The sequence below is a fragment of the Nocardia sp. XZ_19_385 genome, assembly GCF_015355755.1.
GTDB lineage: Bacteria > Actinomycetota > Actinomycetes > Mycobacteriales > Mycobacteriaceae > Nocardia.
Map to the genome: position 1 here is coordinate 852,162 of NZ_JACVEE010000003.1, position 16,038 is coordinate 868,199.

Sequence of the window (16,038 nt, forward strand, 5' to 3'; positions counted from 1 at the left end):
GCGTATCTACCGCAGGACCCGCAGCGCGGATTTCTCGATGAGATCGGCGATTTCGGAGTACGAGGCATAGCCCATGCCAGCGCGAACGAGGGCCCCGGCGTAGATGAGTTCGAGGGATTCGACGATTTCCAGGTCCGGGTCGGGGCCGAGTGCGCGGATGAGGCGTTTGCGGATTTCGGCCCCGATGCGGGTGCGAAGGTGCTCGACGTCGGGGTCGCGGCCGAGCAGGGCGCTTGTGACGGCGCCGGAGAGTTCTTGCTCGTCGGCGACGAGCATGGCGATGGTGCGCAGTTCCGCGACGACCCGGACGGTGGGGTCCGGGTCCTCGCTGGCGGGGGACGGGTTGGAAACCAGTCGGCGCCAGAAGATTTCGGCGACCAGGTGTTCCTTTGAGGAGAAGTAGGTGTAGGCCGTCGCCGTGCCGACGCCGGCGGCGGCCGCTACCAGACGGATGGTCATGCCCGCGAAGCCTTCGCGGGCAAGCACTTCCACGGCCGAGCGAGTCAGTTTGTCGACGGTGTCGGCCTGCTTGCCGGTGAGGCGGCGGCGGGTGGCCTCCATGATGATGGGGGTACCGTCGATGGACTGCGCTTCGGACATGTGTCTGGATCCTACTCGGTCGCGTTTTCGGAAATAGCGGCGGCGATGCCCGCACGCCGCCCGTAGAAGCTGCCGTCGCCGAGCGAGGCGCCACTCACGTAGCCGCCGGTGCAGATGCCCGAAGTGCAGCGGCCGGCCGCGAACAATCCGGCAATGGGTTCGCCGGAGACGTGCAGCACCCGGGCGTCGAGATCGGTGCGCAGGCCGCCGAGGGTGAATCCGGCGGTGAATCCCCGCATATCCCACGCGGCGAACGAACCGGTCAGCGGCCGAACCCATTCCGGCTTCTTGCCGAGTAGCGGATCGGAACCCTTGGCCGCGTGCAGGTTGTAGGTGTCGATGGTCGTTTGCAGTGCCTGCTCCGGCAACCCGATCTCGGTTTCGAGTTCGGCGATGGACTCGGCGGCCCACTTGGGCGGCTGCCGGAAGAAAGGGGTGGCGGTGACGGTCGAAAGCGCTTCCTCGTAACCGGTTTCGTCCATGATCAGATAGGCCTGGTTGTCCTGCTGCATCAGGGTGCGCTGGCCGATATGGCCGCCGTAGGTGTCCTCGGCGGTATAGCGTTGCCCGCGGCCGTTGACCAGGACGCCGCGCGCCAGCATCTGGGGGTCGCCGAAGAAGGCGACCTCGGTGGCGTCCAGATGCGCGACGTCCGCGCCGAGCGCCTGGGCCAGCCGGATGCCGATGCCGTCGTGCTCCTCGATGGCGGCGGCCGGGCGTCCGATCAGCCGTGGGGCATGATTTTCGATCATCTGCTGCTGGTAGGCGAAGCTGCCGGTGGCCAGCACGACACCGCGTTCGGCGCGGACGGTGACGTCCTCGCCGAATCGGGTGGCACGGACGCCCACGACGCGGCCGGTCTCGTCGACGACGAGCCGCCGGAGCCGAAGGTCGTATTCGGCTCGGACGCCGAGCTTTTCGGCCGTTTCGGACAGCGGTTTCATCAGCATGTAGCCGCCGCTGCGCTGCCCGACCTTCTTGTCCGTCATCTGGGGGACGTGACCGCGCGGGGCGGGGGTGGCGATGGCGTTGAACGGGGCGGAGTTTTCCCCACCGGAGTAGTTCAGTCCCTCGTCATGCGGCGGTTCCCAACCCGGCTCACCCCAGAATTCCTCCTTGAACGGAACTCCGGACTCGACGAGCCAGTTGAAATGATCCACGCTGCCCCGGCAGTAGTCGGCGATTCTGGCCTTGTCCGCGCCCGCCCCGACCGCGGCGAGCAGGAATTTCTCCATGTTCTCGGGTGTGTCCTCGAAACCGAGGGCGTGCTGCAGCGGCGTCCCGCCGCCCAGGTAGATGTGCCCGCCCGCCATCGCGGCCGCACCACCCCAGCCGCCGGTGCGCTCCAGGATCAGCACTTGCGCACCGGCTCTGGCCGCTTCGATGGCGGCGCAGACCCCGGCGATGCCGTAGCCGGCGATCACCACGTCGGCGCGCAGATCCCACTCGGTGACCTCGGCGGCAGGTAGTGGGCGAATGGTGGTGGAGTCGGCCATGTTCGGTGGATCCTTACTTCTCGGACTGCTCTTGGCGGGCGGCCTTCTTCTGCTGCGCCACAATGGTGCCTATCAGAATGTCGAGCTTGGTGCCGCTGGGCCAGCCCACGTAATGACAAAGGAACAACGCGATCTCGTGCAACTCGGCTTCGGAGAGTTCCTTGTTGCGCAGCGCCGCGCCGATCTGGATGCCGGCGGTGTCCATCAGGTTCTGCGCGGTCAGGGCGCCGAGCAGCAGGAGGCGGCGGTCGCGGATGCTGAGGCCTTCGCGGGACCACACGTCGGCGAAGAGGTGGTCGGCGGTCATCGCGAAGTGGTCGCCGGGGTAATTCTGGAACTCGGTGCCGTAGACCTCGGCCATCTTTGCCAGGCCGCGTTCGCGGACGGAGTCGGAAGCGCCGTTGGCGGTGTTGTCGCTCATGGCTGTTCGCCTTTCGAGGGATTCGTGGTGGTCACGGTGACTTCCGTTCGGCGGCGGGACCGATGCCGACGCCCAGTCCGGGGCCGAGGCGCCCGAGCGCGAGTTCGGCCAGTGGCAGCTCCACTTCGCGGCGGGCGGCCAAGTCCAGAGCCAGGGAAAGGTCCTTCTCGCCGAGGTCACGAACGTGCTGGAGGATCGGCAGCCAGAAATCACCCTGCTCGATAGGGGCGGTGGTGTCACGCAACATGATCGCCCCCGGACCGCCGGTGACAGCGTCGGAATGCCGCACCACCTTGCCGAGCGCGGTGATATCCAGCCCGGATGCCTCGGCCAGGCGCTGCGCCTCGGTGGTGGCGGTGAACGCGATGAAGTGCAAAAGGTTGCGCGCCAGCTTCATTCGGGTGCCCGCGCCCACCGGTCCGGCGTGCACGATCAGATCGGCGAACGCGCCGAACGGTTCCCGGATCCGCTGGAAGGCCGCCTCGCTGCCACCGACCATCACCGCGAGCCTGCCGCTGGCCGCCCCGGGGGCGCCACCACTGATCGGTGCGTCCACGAATTCGACACTGTGCGAAGCACATTCGACGGCGAGTTCCTCGGCGGTCCGGTCGCTGATCGTGGAGTGCACAGCGACGACGCTGCCCGGTTTCGCAGTCTCGAGCACACCGTCGGGCCCGGTGAGCACCGCACGTACCTGGGCATCGTCGACCACGGCGATGCAGACGATCTCGCATTGTTCGGCGAGTTGGGCGGCCGAACCGGCTGCGGCAGCACCGGATTCGGCGTACTTCTGCATCGCGTCGGGGCGCATATCGCTGACGGTGAGTCCACCCGGCCAGCTCAGCAGCCGTTCGGCCATGGGCGCGCCCATATTGCCGAGTCCGATGAATCCAACCCTGTCGGTCATGCCCGGAACACCTGTCCACCATCGATATTGAAGATCTGCCCCGTCACCCAGCTCGCGTCGTCGGAGAGCAGGTACAGGCATGCCCCGACGAGATCCTGGGGCGTCCCCATCCGCTTGAGCGGCAACCGGCTCACCATGTCGGTCACGATCTGTTCCGGCGTCACGGCTTTGGTGGCCTCGGTGTCGATCGGCCCGGGCGCGATGGCGTTGATCCGGATGTTGTTGCCACCGAGTTCGAAGGCCAGCTGCTGAGTCAGCCCGTTCACCCCTACCTTGGCGAGGCCGTAGAAACTCGAATAAGTCCATGCAGCCGTGGAGGATTGGTTGACGATCGACCCACCCTTCTTACGCATGTGCGGCCATACCGCGCGGGTGACGTTCAGCGCGCCGTCCATGTTCACCGACATGAACTTCTTGTAGTAGTCCCAGTCCACGGTCAGCAGCAGATTGAGCTTCATATCGCCGTAGATGGCGGCGTTGTTGACCAGATGGTCGATGCCGCCGAACTCGGCGACGGTGAACTCCGCCAGCTCCTTGGCGGAGCCGGGATCGGCGACGTCGCAGCGTGCGAATACCGCGGTCCCGCCGTCGGCGGTGATCTTCTCGGCCACCGCCTGCCCGAGCTCGGTATTCAAGTCGGCGATAACGACTTTCGCGCCCTCGGCCGCCAGAGCGGCGGCATAGGCCGCGCCGATGCCCTGCGCGGCGCCGGTGACGATGGCGGATTTTCCGGTGAAACGGGCCATGTAATGCTCCTCTTATCCTGCGGTCGAGATCAGCTTGGTTTCCAGGTATTCCTCGAACCCGGCGACGCCCATTTCCCGCCCGATGCCCGACTGCTTGTATCCGCCGAACGGCGCGTCGGCGGAGTACCAGACGCCGCCGTTGACGCTCAGCGTCCCGGTGCGTACCCGGTCCGTAACGTGCCGGATGCGTGCGGGATCGGTGCCCCAGATCGAGCCGGACAGGCCGTAGGGGGAGTCGTTGGCGATGCGGATGGCGTCGTCGTCGCCATCGTGCGGGATGATCACCAGCACCGGCCCGAAGATCTCCTCGCGCGCGACCGTCGCGCTGTTCGGGACGTCGGCGATGAGCGTGGGCTCGATGAAGTAGCCGCGCTCGTGCTCGGCGGGCCGACCGCCGCCCACCACGATCCGTCCGCCTTCGGTGCGAGCGATCTGCAGATAGCGCTCCACGCGGGCGCGCTGCCGTTCGGAGATGAGCGGCCCGCACACCGTGCCTGGGGAGCTCGGATCACCAGGTCGGATGCCGCGCAACGTCTTAGCGGCCACCTCGATCGCCTCGTCGTACATCGCGCGCGGCACCAGTAGCCGGGTGCTGAGCGCACATCCCTGTCCGGCGTGCACGCTCACCGAGAACGCCGTAACCCCGACGGCGGCACCGAGATTCGCATCATCCAGGACGATGGCCGCCGACTTGCCCCCGAGTTCGAGGAACGCCTTCTTCAGGTTCGCCGCCGCGCCGCGCATGACGGCCCGCCCGGTCTGGGTGGACCCGGTGAAGCTGATCATGTCGACCCGCGCGTCCTCGGTGAGAATCGACCCCAGCGCGTGGTTGGCCGAGGTCACGATGTTCACCACGCCGGCCGGGATATCGGTGTGCTCGGCGATGATCGCGCCGACCGCCGCCGCGCACCACGGCGTATCGGGTGCGGGCTTGAGCACCAGCGTGTTTCCGGCCGCGAGCGCGGGACCGAGCTTGGCGAAATTGATCTGATGCGGGAAGTTCCACGGCGTGATCGCGCCGACCACCCCGATCGCCTCCCGGCGCACCACCCGGTGGCTCTTGATGCCCATCGGAGTGGCGGTGCCGAGATCGGTTTCCCAGCTGTAGGTTTCGGCGAGACCGGCCGCGTACTCCAGGTCCGCGATCGGCCCTTCCAGCTGCGGGCCGCGGGTGAACATCAGCGGAGCGCCCGCCTCGGCCACCGTAATCGACCGCAGCTCCTCGATATTCGCCTCCAGCGCGGTGCGCAGTTGGCGCAGGCAGTGCGCGCGGAAGGCGTGATCGCGAGACCAGTCGGTGTCGTCGAAGGCGGTCCGCGCCGCGGCGATGGCGGCGGCGAGGTCGGCGGCGTTCCCGTCGGCGGCCTGACCGAGAACCTCCTCGGTGGCGGGGTTGATGGTGGCGAAAACGCCGTTGCCGCCGTCGATCAGCTTGCCGCCGACCAGCATTGGCGCACCATCAGCGGGCAGAAGGCTGCTCATGCAAACTCCGATCCTGTCTGGACACGTGTACGGAATATAGTCCGGACTGCGGAAATGACGCAAGAACGAGTTACAGGAAACGCAACCGGGTCACGGGGTCGGTGGTGTGCCGCAACAGGGTTGACCGAATTCCTCCGCATTCCTGGTTCGGCTGCGAATTCTCGTGATAATCCGATCGAATCGTTGTCGAAGCCGCGAGCCGCTGGTACCGTCCAGACACATGTCCAGCTATGTGTCTCCCACTGACGGCGAGCACCTGTCGATCAGCGAGAACCTGTTCTCGAAAGAGGGGTACGTGCGATGACTACCGCGTCGGTGGAGCCGCTGATCTTCGACCCGTACGACTACCGCTTCCACGAGGATCCCTACCCGACCTATCAGCGGCTGCGCACCGAAGCGCCGCTGTATCACAACCCTGAACTCGGGTTCTGGGCATTGTCGCGGCATGTGGATGTCACGAACGGTTTCCGGGATGCGACCCGGTTGTCGAGCGCCAACGGCGTCTCCTTGGACCCGGCCGCCTACGGCCCGCACGCGCACCGGGTGATGTCGTTCCTCGCGATGGACGATCCCCGGCATCTGCGCCTGCGCCGGCTGGTCTTCAAAGGCTTCACCCCCAAGCGTGTCGCCGAAATGGAAGACCGCATCGAAGAACTCACGCTGTCCTACCTGGAACCCGCTCTCGACCGCGGGTCCTTCGACTGGATCGACGAGGTCGCGGGCAAGCTGCCGATGGACGTGATCTCCGAACTGATGGGCGTGCCCGCCGCCGACCGCGCCGAAATCCGCCGCTTGGCCGACCTGGTCGTGCACCGTGAGGACGGCGTCCTCGACATCCCGATGGCCGCCGCCAAGGCCTCCATGACCCTGATCGGCTACTACGCCGACATGGTCGCCGAACGCCGCCGCGCTCCCGCCGACGACCTGACCTCCGCCCTGCTGAACGTCGAAACCGACGGCGACCGGCTCACCGAGGAGGAGATCATCGGCTTCATGTTCCTGATGGTCGTCGCGGGCAACGAGACCACCACGAAACTCCTGGGCAACGCGCTGTATTGGGGCGCGAAGAACCCGGGGGAGTACGCCAAGGTCGCCGCCGACGACCACCTGGTCTCGGACTGGGTCGAGGAGACGCTGCGCTACGACACCTCCAGCCAGATCCTGGCCCGCACCGCCACCACCGACATCGACTACCCGTACGGCACGATCCCGGCCGGGTCGAAGGTGCTGCTGCTGATCGGCTCGGCCAACCGTGATCCCGACGTCTTCGCCGACGGCGACGACTTCCACATCGAACGCACCGACAAGTCCGCGCTCGCGAGTTTCGGTGCGGGCGTGCACTTCTGCCTCGGCGCGCACCTGGCCCGACTGGAAACCAACGTCGCCCTGCGCGAATTCGCCTCGCGGGTCCGCGAATACGACGTGGTCGACGCCGGGATCGAGCGCGTGCACTCCAGCAATGTTCGCGGATTCGCGAAACTCCCCATCACCGTGGAGGTCCGGTAAATGCCCCGTTTCGAACCCAACCCGGACCGCAGGCCCGCGATAGTCGCCGGAGCCTCCTCCGGAATCGGCGCGGCCACCGCGATCGCGCTGGCCGGCCTGGGCCACCCGGTCGCCCTCGGCGCCCGCCGGGTCGACAAGTGCCAGGAACTGGCGGAGAAGATCAAGGCCGACGGCGGAACAGCTTTCGCGCACCGCCTCGATGTCACCGACGCCGACTCGGTCGAGGAATTCGTCAGCGCCGCCGAGAACGAGCTGGGCCCCACCGAGATCCTGGTCTCCGGCGCGGGCGATATCGAATTCGGCCCGGTCCACGAAATGGACCCGGAGCGCTTCCTACATCAGATCGCCGTGCACCTGGGTGGCGCGCACCGCCTCGCCAACCGGGTCCTGCCCGGCATGATCGCAAGGCAGCGTGGCGATTTCGTGCTGATCAGTTCCGACTGCGCCCCTGAACCTCGGCCGCAAACCGGTGCCTACAGCGCCGCGAAAGCCGGCCTCGAAGCGATGGCCCTGCAGTTGCGCATGGAACTCGAAGGCACCGGCGTCCGCGCCTCTCTGGTGCGTCCGGGCCCGACACTCACCGGCATGGGCATGAATTCGACCCCCGAGGTGGTCGGCCCGATGCTGCAGGCCTGGAAGGACTGGGGTTTCGCCCGCCACCCGTACATGCTGCGCGCCGAGGACCTGGCCGCCGCCGTGGTCGCGGTCGTCAGCGTGCCACGCGGCGCGCACCTGGTGCTGGTCGAAGTCCAGCCCGAAGCGCCGTTGCGCAAGGAGGACGCATGAAAATCGTCGCTGACCTGGATCTGTGCCAAGGGCATGCGGTGTGCCAGGACGAGGCGCCGGACGTCTTCAGCGTCCCCAAACGCGGCAAGGTCGAAATCGCCGACCCCGCAGCGGATTCCGCCGACGTGCAGCGCGCCGTCCGCTACTGCCCGACCCAAGCCCTCTCGATCCTGACCGAGAACCGAACCGAAGGAGCCCGGTGATGACCGGTTACCCCCGCACCGAACTCGACGAGATGGTGCAACGCTGGCTGGTGGAGAACCAGCGCTGCGAGGAGAAGGGCGACTGGAAGCCCCTCGCCGACATGTACACCGAGGACGCGACCTACGGCTGGAATTACGGCCCCACCCAGGAGTTCATGGCGGTCGGCCGCGAGGAGATCCGCGAACTCGCACTCGGGCAGGAGATGTTCGGCCTGGAAGGCTGGACCTACCCGTACCAGGAGTTCGTCATCGACGAGCGCAGCGGCACCGTCATCGGATTCTGGAAGCAGATCAGCGAACGCACCCGCGCGGACGGCTCGCACTACTCACCGCAGGGCATCGGCGGCAGCTGGTTCCGCTACGGCGGCGACTTCCAATGGTCCTGGCAGCGTGACTTCTTCGACTTCGGCAACGTCTCGGCCATGTTCCTGGAGATGATCCAGAACAATGCCCTGTCCGACGGCATGCAGCAACGCATCCAGCGTTCGGTCGCCGGCCCGCTGCCCGGCTGGTACCAGATCGGCGAAGCACCGGCCTCGCTGTGGTGAGCGAGCCTGCGAGCGAATCATGTGCCAGCGCGCAATTGCGCACGACGGAGCCGAGCGCTAGTGAGGCGGAGTCGTGAGCAATTTCGACGAGCTCGACCGGGCCACCCTCGCGCGGTTGCTCCCGGAGCTGCTGCTGTGCGGGCACCTCATCGACCGCTCCGGCATGGCGCACTGCATCGCCGCGTTCGGCCGCCCGGGCATGACCGCGGTCGCGATCGAGGAATGGCAGGTGGCCAGCCCGGTCTACACCCGCCGGATGCGCCAGGCGCTCGCCATCGAAGGCGACGGCGTCGACACCATCTTCAAGGGCTTGCAGCTCGACATCGGCGCGCCACCGCAGTTCATGGACTTCCGGTATCGCGTCGACGACCACGATCACGGCGAATTCTGGCTCGACCACTGCGGTGCGCTGCTGGACGTGGAACCGATGGGCCCGGAGTTCGTGGTCGCCATGTGCCACGACATGGAGGACCCGACCTTCGACGCGACCGCCCTTGCCACCAACCCGCACGCCCAGGTCCGGCCCATCCACCGCCCGCCGCGCACCCCCGCCGACCGGCATCCGATGTGCGCCTGGAAGGTCACCATCGACCCGGCCCACGAACCGCCGCCGATACCGCCGAACTCCGACGTGGTCGCGAATTCCTTTGCGGCGCAACTCGAACTCCCGGACATCGACCCGGGCGACGACGGCCGATCCGACTACGCGGGCGCACTGCTGAGCGACCTGCGCTTCGACGAGTTCTCCAGATCGGCGCTGATCCGCCTGGCCGACGAGGTCTGCCTGCAACACCACCTGCTGACCCTGGGCTTCCTCATCGCGGTCCGCGCCCGCACCGACCAGGCCACCGAGATCGGCCGCAAACAGTTCACCGGCATCGCCGGGATCACGTCCGAACGTCTGCGCGCGGCACTGGATCTCGGCGACGACACCGCCGCGCTGGCCACGGTACTGCGGCTGCATCCGGCCTGGAACCCGCTGTCCTACACCGGCATCCAGATCACCGAGACCGCGGACTCGGTGAGTATCCGGCTGCCGCGCAGAAGCGGCGCGCAGTCCGACGGCGTCTGGCCCGCCCTGCTCGACGCCGGCAACCTCGCACCACTCGAGGCGATGGCGCGCGGGGTGAACCCGCGTTCCTATATCCGGGCCGTCGAAGCCGACCAGTTCGGCTGGAGTGCCGAAATCGCCCTCGCGGCAGAACCTTTCCGGGAAGCTACAGAAGTGGCGATCACCCGATTCAGCAAGGGCGCCGCCTTCACCTTCACCGACCGCGGCATACCGCTGCCGTTCACCGTGGTGTAACGCACGACAAGGAAGAACCATGGCCAACAATTTCGCCGACCTGTACGAGCACTCCGCCGACGCGATGCCGGACCGGGTGGCCGTGGTCGAAGGCGACCAGCAGGTCACCTTCGCCGAACTCGACGCCAACGCCAACCGCCTGGCCCACTACCTGGCATCGGTGGGTGTGCGGGCGGGCACGCACGTCGGCTTCCAGATGCACAACGGCATCGCCACCATGGAAACGCTGATCGCCTGTTTCAAGATCCGCGCGGTCCCGATCAACATCAACTACCGCTACCGCGCCGACGAACTGCGCTACGTCTACGACAACGCCGACCTCGAGGTGCTCGTCTACCACGACACCTACGAGGCCGCGGTGCGCGAGGCGGCGCCCCAAGTGGCCTCACTGCGCGAGCTGATCGTCGTCGGCGAAAACCATGGCGGCGCAACGCCGTACGCCGACGCCGTCGCCGCCGGGGCCCCGGATCGCGACTTCGGCCCGCGCAGCGCCGACGACCTGTTCATGATGTACACCGGCGGCACCACCGGCCTGCCCAAGGGCGTGATGTGGCGCCAGGAGGACATGTGGCGCGTGCTGGGCGGCGGCATCGACTTCTACACCAACGAACCCGTCGCCGACGAATTCCAGCAGTCCCGCGTCGGTTCCGGTAACCCCCAAGCAACCTGGTTCGTGCTGCCGCCGCTGATCCACGCCGCCGCCATGATGCCCACCTTCACCGCGCTCTGGTCCGGCAACGCGGTGGTCTTCGAGCCGAAGTTCGATCCGCAGCGGATCTGGGAGGTGGTCGAGCGGCGCAAACCGCAGGTGCTCGTCATCACCGGTGACGCCATGGCCCGGCCGCTGATCGACGCCTACCGGGTGCGCCCGGTGGAATCCTCGCTGCTGGCCATCGGATCCGGGGCGGCGCTGCTGTCGCAGTCGGTGAAGAACACGCTGCTGGAGATGTTCCCCTCGACGGTGGTCACCGATTCCATCGGCTCCTCCGAAACCGGTTTCGGCGGAATCGGTTTCGCGCAGAAGGACGACAACCCGAGCCGCGGCCCGCGGGTGCAGACCGGGCGCGGCGCGGTCGTCGTCGACGATGACGGCAAGCCGGTCGGACCGGAGGAGGAAGGCTGGGTGGCCAAGACCGGCGCGGTGCCGCTGGGCTACTACAAGGACCCGGTGAAGACCGAGAAGCTGTTCAAGACCGTCGACGGCGCCCGCATGGTCATCACCGACGACCGGGCCCGCAAGGAATCCGACGGCTCCATCACCCTGCTCGGGCGCGGCAACATGGTCGTCAACACCGGCGGGGAGAAGGTGTTCGTCGAAGAGGTCGAGGCCGTGGTGAAGGCGCACGACGCGATCTACGACGCCGTGGTGATCGGGGTACCGCACGAGCGGTGGGGTCAGCAGGTCGCGGCGGTTATCTCGGCTTCGGGGAAGGTCGAATTCGCCGACTTGGAAGCCCACGTCCGGAAACATCTCGCGGGATACAAGATCCCGCGCCAGATCTGGGTGGCCGATCAGGTGCTGCGTTCGCCGAGCGGCAAACCCGACTACCGCTGGGCCAAAGACTATGCCGTGCAGCAGAAGCCGACCTATCAGGTGGATTGACCGATCTCGGACCACTGGTCGGCATAATGAGAACGTGTTCTAATTTGGCCGACCGCGCCCGACTTCCGCGCATCTGATGGAGGCAGGATCCTATGAGCACCACCGAAACCAAGGCCACCCTACCGGCTCGCGTCACGCCCGAGCTGATCAATCGGCTGACCGCCATGGTCGCCGCGAGCGACGCCGAGCCGTACGAGATGATCGAGGCCTACACCGGCGCGGCAGTCGGCCCATTGCCGCAGTCCAAGCCCGAGGACATCACCGCCGCCTACGCCAAGGCCCGTGCGGCGCAGAAGGAATGGGCGTCCTGGCCGCTGAAGCGCCGCCTGGAAGTGTTCGCACGCGCCCACGAACTGATGCTCGCCGAATGCGAGACCACCGCCGACCTGATCCAGATCGGCTGCGGCAAGGCCCGCCGCATGGCCGTCGAGGAATCGTGCGACGTGCCGATGGTCATCAGCCACTACCTCAAGACCGCGCGAAAGGTGCTGCGCCCCAAGCGTCGCGGCGGCCCGATGCCGGTGGTCACCAGCTCCACCGAGGAGCACCGGCCCAAGGGCGTGGTCGCGGTGATCGCGCCATGGAACTTCCCGTTCGCTATCGCGCTCTCGGATTCGATCCCCGCGCTGATCGCCGGCAACGGGGTAGTCCTCAAGCCGGACAACAAGACCGCGCTGTGCGCGCTGTTCGGCGTGGAGCTGCTCTACCGTGCGGGCCTGCCCGAAGGCCTGTTCCAGGTGGTGTGCGGTGAAGGCCCCGAGGTCGGGCCGACGCTGATCGACAACGCCGACTTCGTCATGTTCACCGGTTCCACCGCCACCGGCCGCATCGTCGGCGAAGGCGCGGGCCGCAACCTCATCGGGTGCAGCCTCGAACTCGGCGGCAAGAACCCCTTGATCGTGTGTGCCGACGCCAAGCTCGACGAGGTGATCCCGGGCGCCACCTTCGCGGTGTTCGCCAACTCCGGTCAGGCCTGCATGCACATCGAGCGGATCTACGTCCACGAGAGCCGCTACGACGAGTTCGTGCGGCGATTCGTCTCGGCGGCAGAGGATTTGAACGCCAAGATCGGCGCGACCTACGACTACACCCCGGAATTCGGGTCGCTGGTGTCGGTGCAGCACATGGAACGCGTCGCCGCCCACATCGAGGACGCCCGCGCGAAGGGCGCCACCGTACTGACCGGCGGCAAGCCGCGCCCCGATATCGGGCCCGCGTTCTACGAGGCCACGGTGCTGGCCGACGTGACGCCCGAGATGACGCACGCGATCCAGGAGACCTTCGGCCCGGTCGCCGCCGTCTACAAGTTCAGCGACGACGCGGAAGCGATCCGCCTCGCCAACGACACCGACTATGGCCTCAACGCCAGCGTGTGGAGCGGAAATCTGGCCCACGCCAAGCAGATCGCTGCCCAGCTCGAAGCCGGGAACATCAACGTCAACGACGGCTTCGTCACCACCTACGCGTCCAAAGCCACCCCGTCGGGCGGAGTGAAGAACTCCGGCGTCGGCGCCCGGCACGGCGATCACGGCCTCCTCAAATACACCGACACCATCAATGTCGGCGTGCAGAAACGCCAGGTAATGGCGGCACGCGACGGCATGCCCTACCAGAAGCAGTTGAAGATCACCCTGGCGTCGCTGCGGCTCATGCGTCGAACTCGCTTGCGCTGAGCCCTAGTGCGCCAGGCCATATAAGGGAGGCAGCCATGGCGGCTCCGTCTTTTCCGGCCGGTTTCGATTTCACCGACCCCGAATTGTGGGAACAGAGAAGTCCCGTCGAAGAATTCGCGTTGCTGCGCCGCACCGCTCCGGTGTGGTGGAACGCGCAACCCGATGCGACCTCGGGTGGTTTCCGGGACGGCGGCTACTGGGTGGTCAGCCGGCACGAGGACGTGAAAGAGATCTCCCGGAACTCGGAGCTGTATTCCGCGCAGCGCAAAGGCGCGATCATCCGGCTGCCGAACGACACCACCCCCGAACAGATGGAGCTCACCGGCGCGCTGCTGGTGAATATGGATCCGCCGAAGCATTCCAAGACCCGGCGGATCGTCTCCAAAGGATTCACCCCGCGCGCGGTGGAGGGCCTGCGGGCGGCGCTGACCGAACGCGCCGCCCGCATCGTGCACGAGGCGAAACGTTCCGGCGGCGGCGATTTCGTGCAGCAGGTGGCGTGCGAACTGCCGTTGCAGGCGATCGCGGAGCTGCTCGGGGTGCCCGATGTGGATCGGCGCAAGCTGTTCGACTGGTCGAATTCCACCCTGAACTACGACGACCCGGAGTACGGCGACGCGAATATGGCATTCGCTGAAATCATCGGCTACGCCTGGAACATGGCCGAGCAGCGCCGGGCCTGCCCAGTCGGGGATATCGTCAGCACGCTGGTACATGCGGGGCTGGACGGGGAGGCGCTCGGGTCCGACGAATTCGGGTTCTTCGTGGTGCTGCTGGTGATTGCAGGCAATGAAACGACACGCAATGCCATCACGCACGGAATGAAAGCCTTCATCGATCACCCCGAGCAATGGGAGCTCTACAAGGAGCAGCGGCCCAAGACCGCCGCCGATGAGATCGTGCGCTGGGCCACGCCGGTGAACGCCTTCCAGCGGACCGCGACCGCGGACGTGGAACTGGGCGGAGCGCGGATCAAGGCGGGGGAGCGGCTCGGGTTGTTCTACAGCTCGGCGAATTTCGACGAGCACGCCTTCGCGGACCCGTTCACCTTCGATGTCCTGCGCGACCCCAATCCGCACGTGGGCTTCGGCGGCACCGGTGCGCACTACTGCGTCGGCGCGAATCTCGCCCGCCTGGAAATCGATCTGATGTTCAACGCCATCGCCGACGCCATGCCCGACATCACCGAAGTCGCGGAGCCGGTGCGGCTGCGCTCCGGGTGGATCAACGGCATCAAGAGCTGGCAAGTCCGCTACGAGTAGCCGCTCGGACGCTCAGGATGACAAGGACCTTGTCATCCTGAGCGAAGCGCGTTATTTCCGTCGGCGATAGCGCACGGTGCAAGGTTGCTGCAACTGCACCACCATCTTCGAGTGATCGTTGCGGTAGCTCTCCGACGGCTGTGCCATCTCGAACTCCCAGTCCCGCAGCAGGATCGAGAAGATCGCCTTCAACTGCATGAGCGCGAACGCGGCCCCCACACACCGGTGCCGGCCGGCGCCGAACGGAATCCAGGTCCACCGATTGACCAGATCCGCCTGATTGGGGTCGATGTAGCGGCCCGGGTCGAAGGCGTCGGGAGCCGGGAAGTCCTCGGCGAGCCGATTCGACACCGCGGGAGTGGCTGCGACCAGGTCGCCCTCCTCGATGCGATGCCCGCACACCTCGAAGTCCCCGCGCGCCACCCGCATCAGGATGATCAACGGCGGATGCAGCCGCAGCGTCTCCTTCAGCGTCGCTTCCAGGTTCGGAATCTGGCGGAGCGCACCGAAACTGATGTCGGAGCCGTCGGCGTAGAGGTCGTCGAGCTCGGTGACCACCGTGCGCATCAACTCCGGGTGGCGCAGCAGTTCGATCACCGTCCAGGCGGCGGTGCCGGAGGTGGTGTGGTGGCCGGCGAACATCATGGAGATGAAGATGCCGGTGATCTCGCTGGCGCTGAACCGGGGTTCGCCGTCGTCGCCGGGCACCGAGACGAGCACGTCGAGCATGTCCCGATCGTCCTTGCCCGCCGGCGGATTGGCCTTGCGGCCGTCCATGATCTCCTGAACGAGAGCGACGAGTTCGACCCGCGCGGCATCGCGCCGCTGGAAGCTCTCGATCGGCGCGTACGGGTCCACGTAGGCGAGGGCGTCGGTGCCGCGTTCCAGATCGTGGTAGAGCCGGGCGAAGCGGCCGTCGAGCTGGTTGCGGAACTTCTTGCCGATCAGGCAGGCCGAGGACGTGTAGATGGTCAACTCGGCGAAGAAATCGAGCAGATCGATTTCACCGGCGTCACCCCAGCTTTCGAGCATCTGCTCGACCTCGCGGGCAATAGTCGCCGCGTGCCCGCGCATCTGCTCCGCCCGCAGCGCCGAGTTGTGCAGCATTTCCTTCCGGCGTTCCGGAGGCGCGTCGAAAACCACGCCGTCGCCGAAAATCGGCTTCATGAACGGATAAGCCGCCCCCTGATCCAGATCCTCGTCGCCGGACCGGAAGAAGAATTCGTTCGCCTCGGCCCCGGAGAGCAGAATTACGCGTTTCCCGGCGAGGTCGAAAGCACCGACATTGCCGCACTCCTCGCGCACGCGGCGCATGAGACCGATGGGATCCTCGCGGAATTCGTCGAGGTGGCCGTGCTCCGGCTCCGGCCCGGACGCGTCACGCAAGGAAACACGGCGGGGTTTGACCAGGGTCATGGGAAATCCTCCCGATAAGACTGCCCGAAACGACAGATGGACACCTGTCTGGACAGTACTATGGGTCCGATTGGCGGGCAAGG

Annotated in this window: 15 protein-coding genes; 8 read left to right on the plus strand and 7 right to left on the minus strand. The window is 66.7% G+C overall.

The features are described from left to right. Positions 1-6: 6 nt before the first annotated feature. From IBX22_RS27595 to IBX22_RS27620, 6 genes are read right to left on the minus strand one after another with little or no spacing between them, the layout of a single operon-like run. The gene (locus IBX22_RS27595; RefSeq protein WP_194818601.1) at positions 7-600 is read right to left on the minus strand and encodes a TetR/AcrR family transcriptional regulator; all 594 of its coding nucleotides are present in this window, start codon (positions 598-600) and stop codon (positions 7-9) included. 11 nt (positions 601-611) lie between these two features. Further along, complete coding sequence (locus IBX22_RS27600) at positions 612-2,096, minus strand: FAD-dependent oxidoreductase (protein ID WP_194818602.1); 1,485 nt, start codon at positions 2,094-2,096, stop codon at positions 612-614. Positions 2,097-2,109: 13 nt separating this feature from the next. Next, complete coding sequence (locus tag IBX22_RS27605; RefSeq protein WP_194818603.1) at positions 2,110-2,517, minus strand: carboxymuconolactone decarboxylase family protein; 408 nt, start codon at positions 2,515-2,517, stop codon at positions 2,110-2,112. A gap of 31 nt (positions 2,518-2,548) precedes the next feature. Next, on the minus strand, positions 2,549-3,424 hold the full coding sequence (locus IBX22_RS27610) for an NAD(P)-dependent oxidoreductase (protein ID WP_194818604.1): 876 nt from the start codon (positions 3,422-3,424) through the stop codon (positions 2,549-2,551). After that, a complete protein-coding gene (locus IBX22_RS27615) occupies positions 3,421-4,170 on the minus strand; it encodes an SDR family oxidoreductase (protein ID WP_194818605.1) in 750 nt (249 codons plus the stop codon). Before IBX22_RS27615 ends, IBX22_RS27610 begins: the two co-directional genes overlap by 4 nt. A gap of 12 nt (positions 4,171-4,182) precedes the next feature. Then, on the minus strand, positions 4,183-5,652 hold the full coding sequence (locus IBX22_RS27620; RefSeq protein ID WP_194818606.1) for an aldehyde dehydrogenase: 1,470 nt from the start codon (positions 5,650-5,652) through the stop codon (positions 4,183-4,185). Positions 5,653-5,952: 300 nt separating this feature from the next. Here IBX22_RS27620 and IBX22_RS27625 point away from each other — a divergent pair, with 300 nt between their 5' ends. From IBX22_RS27625 to IBX22_RS27660, 8 genes are all read left to right on the plus strand, one after another. Further along, a complete protein-coding gene (locus IBX22_RS27625; protein ID WP_194818607.1) occupies positions 5,953-7,158 on the plus strand; it encodes a cytochrome P450 in 1,206 nt (401 codons plus the stop codon). Beyond that, positions 7,159-7,944, plus strand: a complete 786-nt coding sequence (locus IBX22_RS27630) for an SDR family oxidoreductase (protein WP_194818608.1) — start codon at positions 7,159-7,161, stop codon at positions 7,942-7,944. Further along, positions 7,941-8,147 carry a ferredoxin gene (locus tag IBX22_RS27635; protein WP_194818609.1) on the plus strand — a complete coding sequence of 69 codons (207 nt, stop codon included), beginning with the start codon at positions 7,941-7,943 and terminating at the stop codon, positions 8,145-8,147. The genes IBX22_RS27630 and IBX22_RS27635 overlap by 4 nt, the downstream gene beginning before the upstream one ends. Further along, complete coding sequence (locus IBX22_RS27640) at positions 8,147-8,695, plus strand: nuclear transport factor 2 family protein (RefSeq protein WP_194818610.1); 549 nt, start codon at positions 8,147-8,149, stop codon at positions 8,693-8,695. Before IBX22_RS27635 ends, IBX22_RS27640 begins: the two co-directional genes overlap by 1 nt. 73 nt (positions 8,696-8,768) lie before the next feature. Then, positions 8,769-10,001 (plus strand): hypothetical protein, encoded by a 1,233-nt coding sequence (locus IBX22_RS27645; protein WP_194818611.1) that lies wholly within the window; start codon positions 8,769-8,771, stop codon positions 9,999-10,001. A 19-nt stretch (positions 10,002-10,020) separates the two neighbouring features. Next, positions 10,021-11,604: an acyl-CoA synthetase gene (locus IBX22_RS27650; RefSeq protein WP_194818612.1), complete on the plus strand. Its 1,584-nt coding sequence runs from the start codon at positions 10,021-10,023 to the stop codon at positions 11,602-11,604. A 92-nt stretch (positions 11,605-11,696) separates the two neighbouring features. After that, positions 11,697-13,277: a succinic semialdehyde dehydrogenase gene (locus IBX22_RS27655; RefSeq protein ID WP_194818613.1), complete on the plus strand. Its 1,581-nt coding sequence runs from the start codon at positions 11,697-11,699 to the stop codon at positions 13,275-13,277. A 35-nt stretch (positions 13,278-13,312) separates the two neighbouring features. Then, positions 13,313-14,539, plus strand: a complete 1,227-nt coding sequence (locus tag IBX22_RS27660; RefSeq protein ID WP_194818614.1) for a cytochrome P450 — start codon at positions 13,313-13,315, stop codon at positions 14,537-14,539. Between the two features lie 51 nt (positions 14,540-14,590). Here the strand turns inward: IBX22_RS27660 and IBX22_RS27665 are convergent, their stop codons facing one another. Then, on the minus strand, positions 14,591-15,955 hold the full coding sequence (locus IBX22_RS27665) for a cytochrome P450 (protein WP_194818615.1): 1,365 nt from the start codon (positions 15,953-15,955) through the stop codon (positions 14,591-14,593). Between the last annotated feature and the right edge of the window lie 83 nt (positions 15,956-16,038).

What these genes read in the sequence shown, in the direction of transcription:
- IBX22_RS27595 (WP_194818601.1), bottom strand. Translation starts at nt 600, where the DNA reads ATGTCCGAAGCGCAGTCCATCGACGGTACCCCCATCATCATGGAGGCC.
- IBX22_RS27600 (WP_194818602.1), bottom strand. Translation starts at nt 2,096, where the DNA reads ATGGCCGACTCCACCACCATTCGCCCACTACCTGCCGCCGAGGTCACC.
- IBX22_RS27605 (WP_194818603.1), bottom strand. Translation starts at nt 2,517, where the DNA reads ATGAGCGACAACACCGCCAACGGCGCTTCCGACTCCGTCCGCGAACGC.
- IBX22_RS27610 (WP_194818604.1), bottom strand. Translation starts at nt 3,424, where the DNA reads ATGACCGACAGGGTTGGATTCATCGGACTCGGCAATATGGGCGCGCCC.
- IBX22_RS27615 (WP_194818605.1), bottom strand. Translation starts at nt 4,170, where the DNA reads ATGGCCCGTTTCACCGGAAAATCCGCCATCGTCACCGGCGCCGCGCAG.
- IBX22_RS27620 (WP_194818606.1), bottom strand. Translation starts at nt 5,652, where the DNA reads ATGAGCAGCCTTCTGCCCGCTGATGGTGCGCCAATGCTGGTCGGCGGC.
- IBX22_RS27625 (WP_194818607.1), top strand. Translation starts at nt 5,953, where the DNA reads ATGACTACCGCGTCGGTGGAGCCGCTGATCTTCGACCCGTACGACTAC.
- IBX22_RS27630 (WP_194818608.1), top strand. Translation starts at nt 7,159, where the DNA reads ATGCCCCGTTTCGAACCCAACCCGGACCGCAGGCCCGCGATAGTCGCC.
- IBX22_RS27635 (WP_194818609.1), top strand. Translation starts at nt 7,941, where the DNA reads ATGAAAATCGTCGCTGACCTGGATCTGTGCCAAGGGCATGCGGTGTGC.
- IBX22_RS27640 (WP_194818610.1), top strand. Translation starts at nt 8,147, where the DNA reads ATGACCGGTTACCCCCGCACCGAACTCGACGAGATGGTGCAACGCTGG.
- IBX22_RS27650 (WP_194818612.1), top strand. Translation starts at nt 10,021, where the DNA reads ATGGCCAACAATTTCGCCGACCTGTACGAGCACTCCGCCGACGCGATG.
- IBX22_RS27655 (WP_194818613.1), top strand. Translation starts at nt 11,697, where the DNA reads ATGAGCACCACCGAAACCAAGGCCACCCTACCGGCTCGCGTCACGCCC.
- IBX22_RS27660 (WP_194818614.1), top strand. Translation starts at nt 13,313, where the DNA reads ATGGCGGCTCCGTCTTTTCCGGCCGGTTTCGATTTCACCGACCCCGAA.
- IBX22_RS27665 (WP_194818615.1), bottom strand. Translation starts at nt 15,955, where the DNA reads ATGACCCTGGTCAAACCCCGCCGTGTTTCCTTGCGTGACGCGTCCGGG.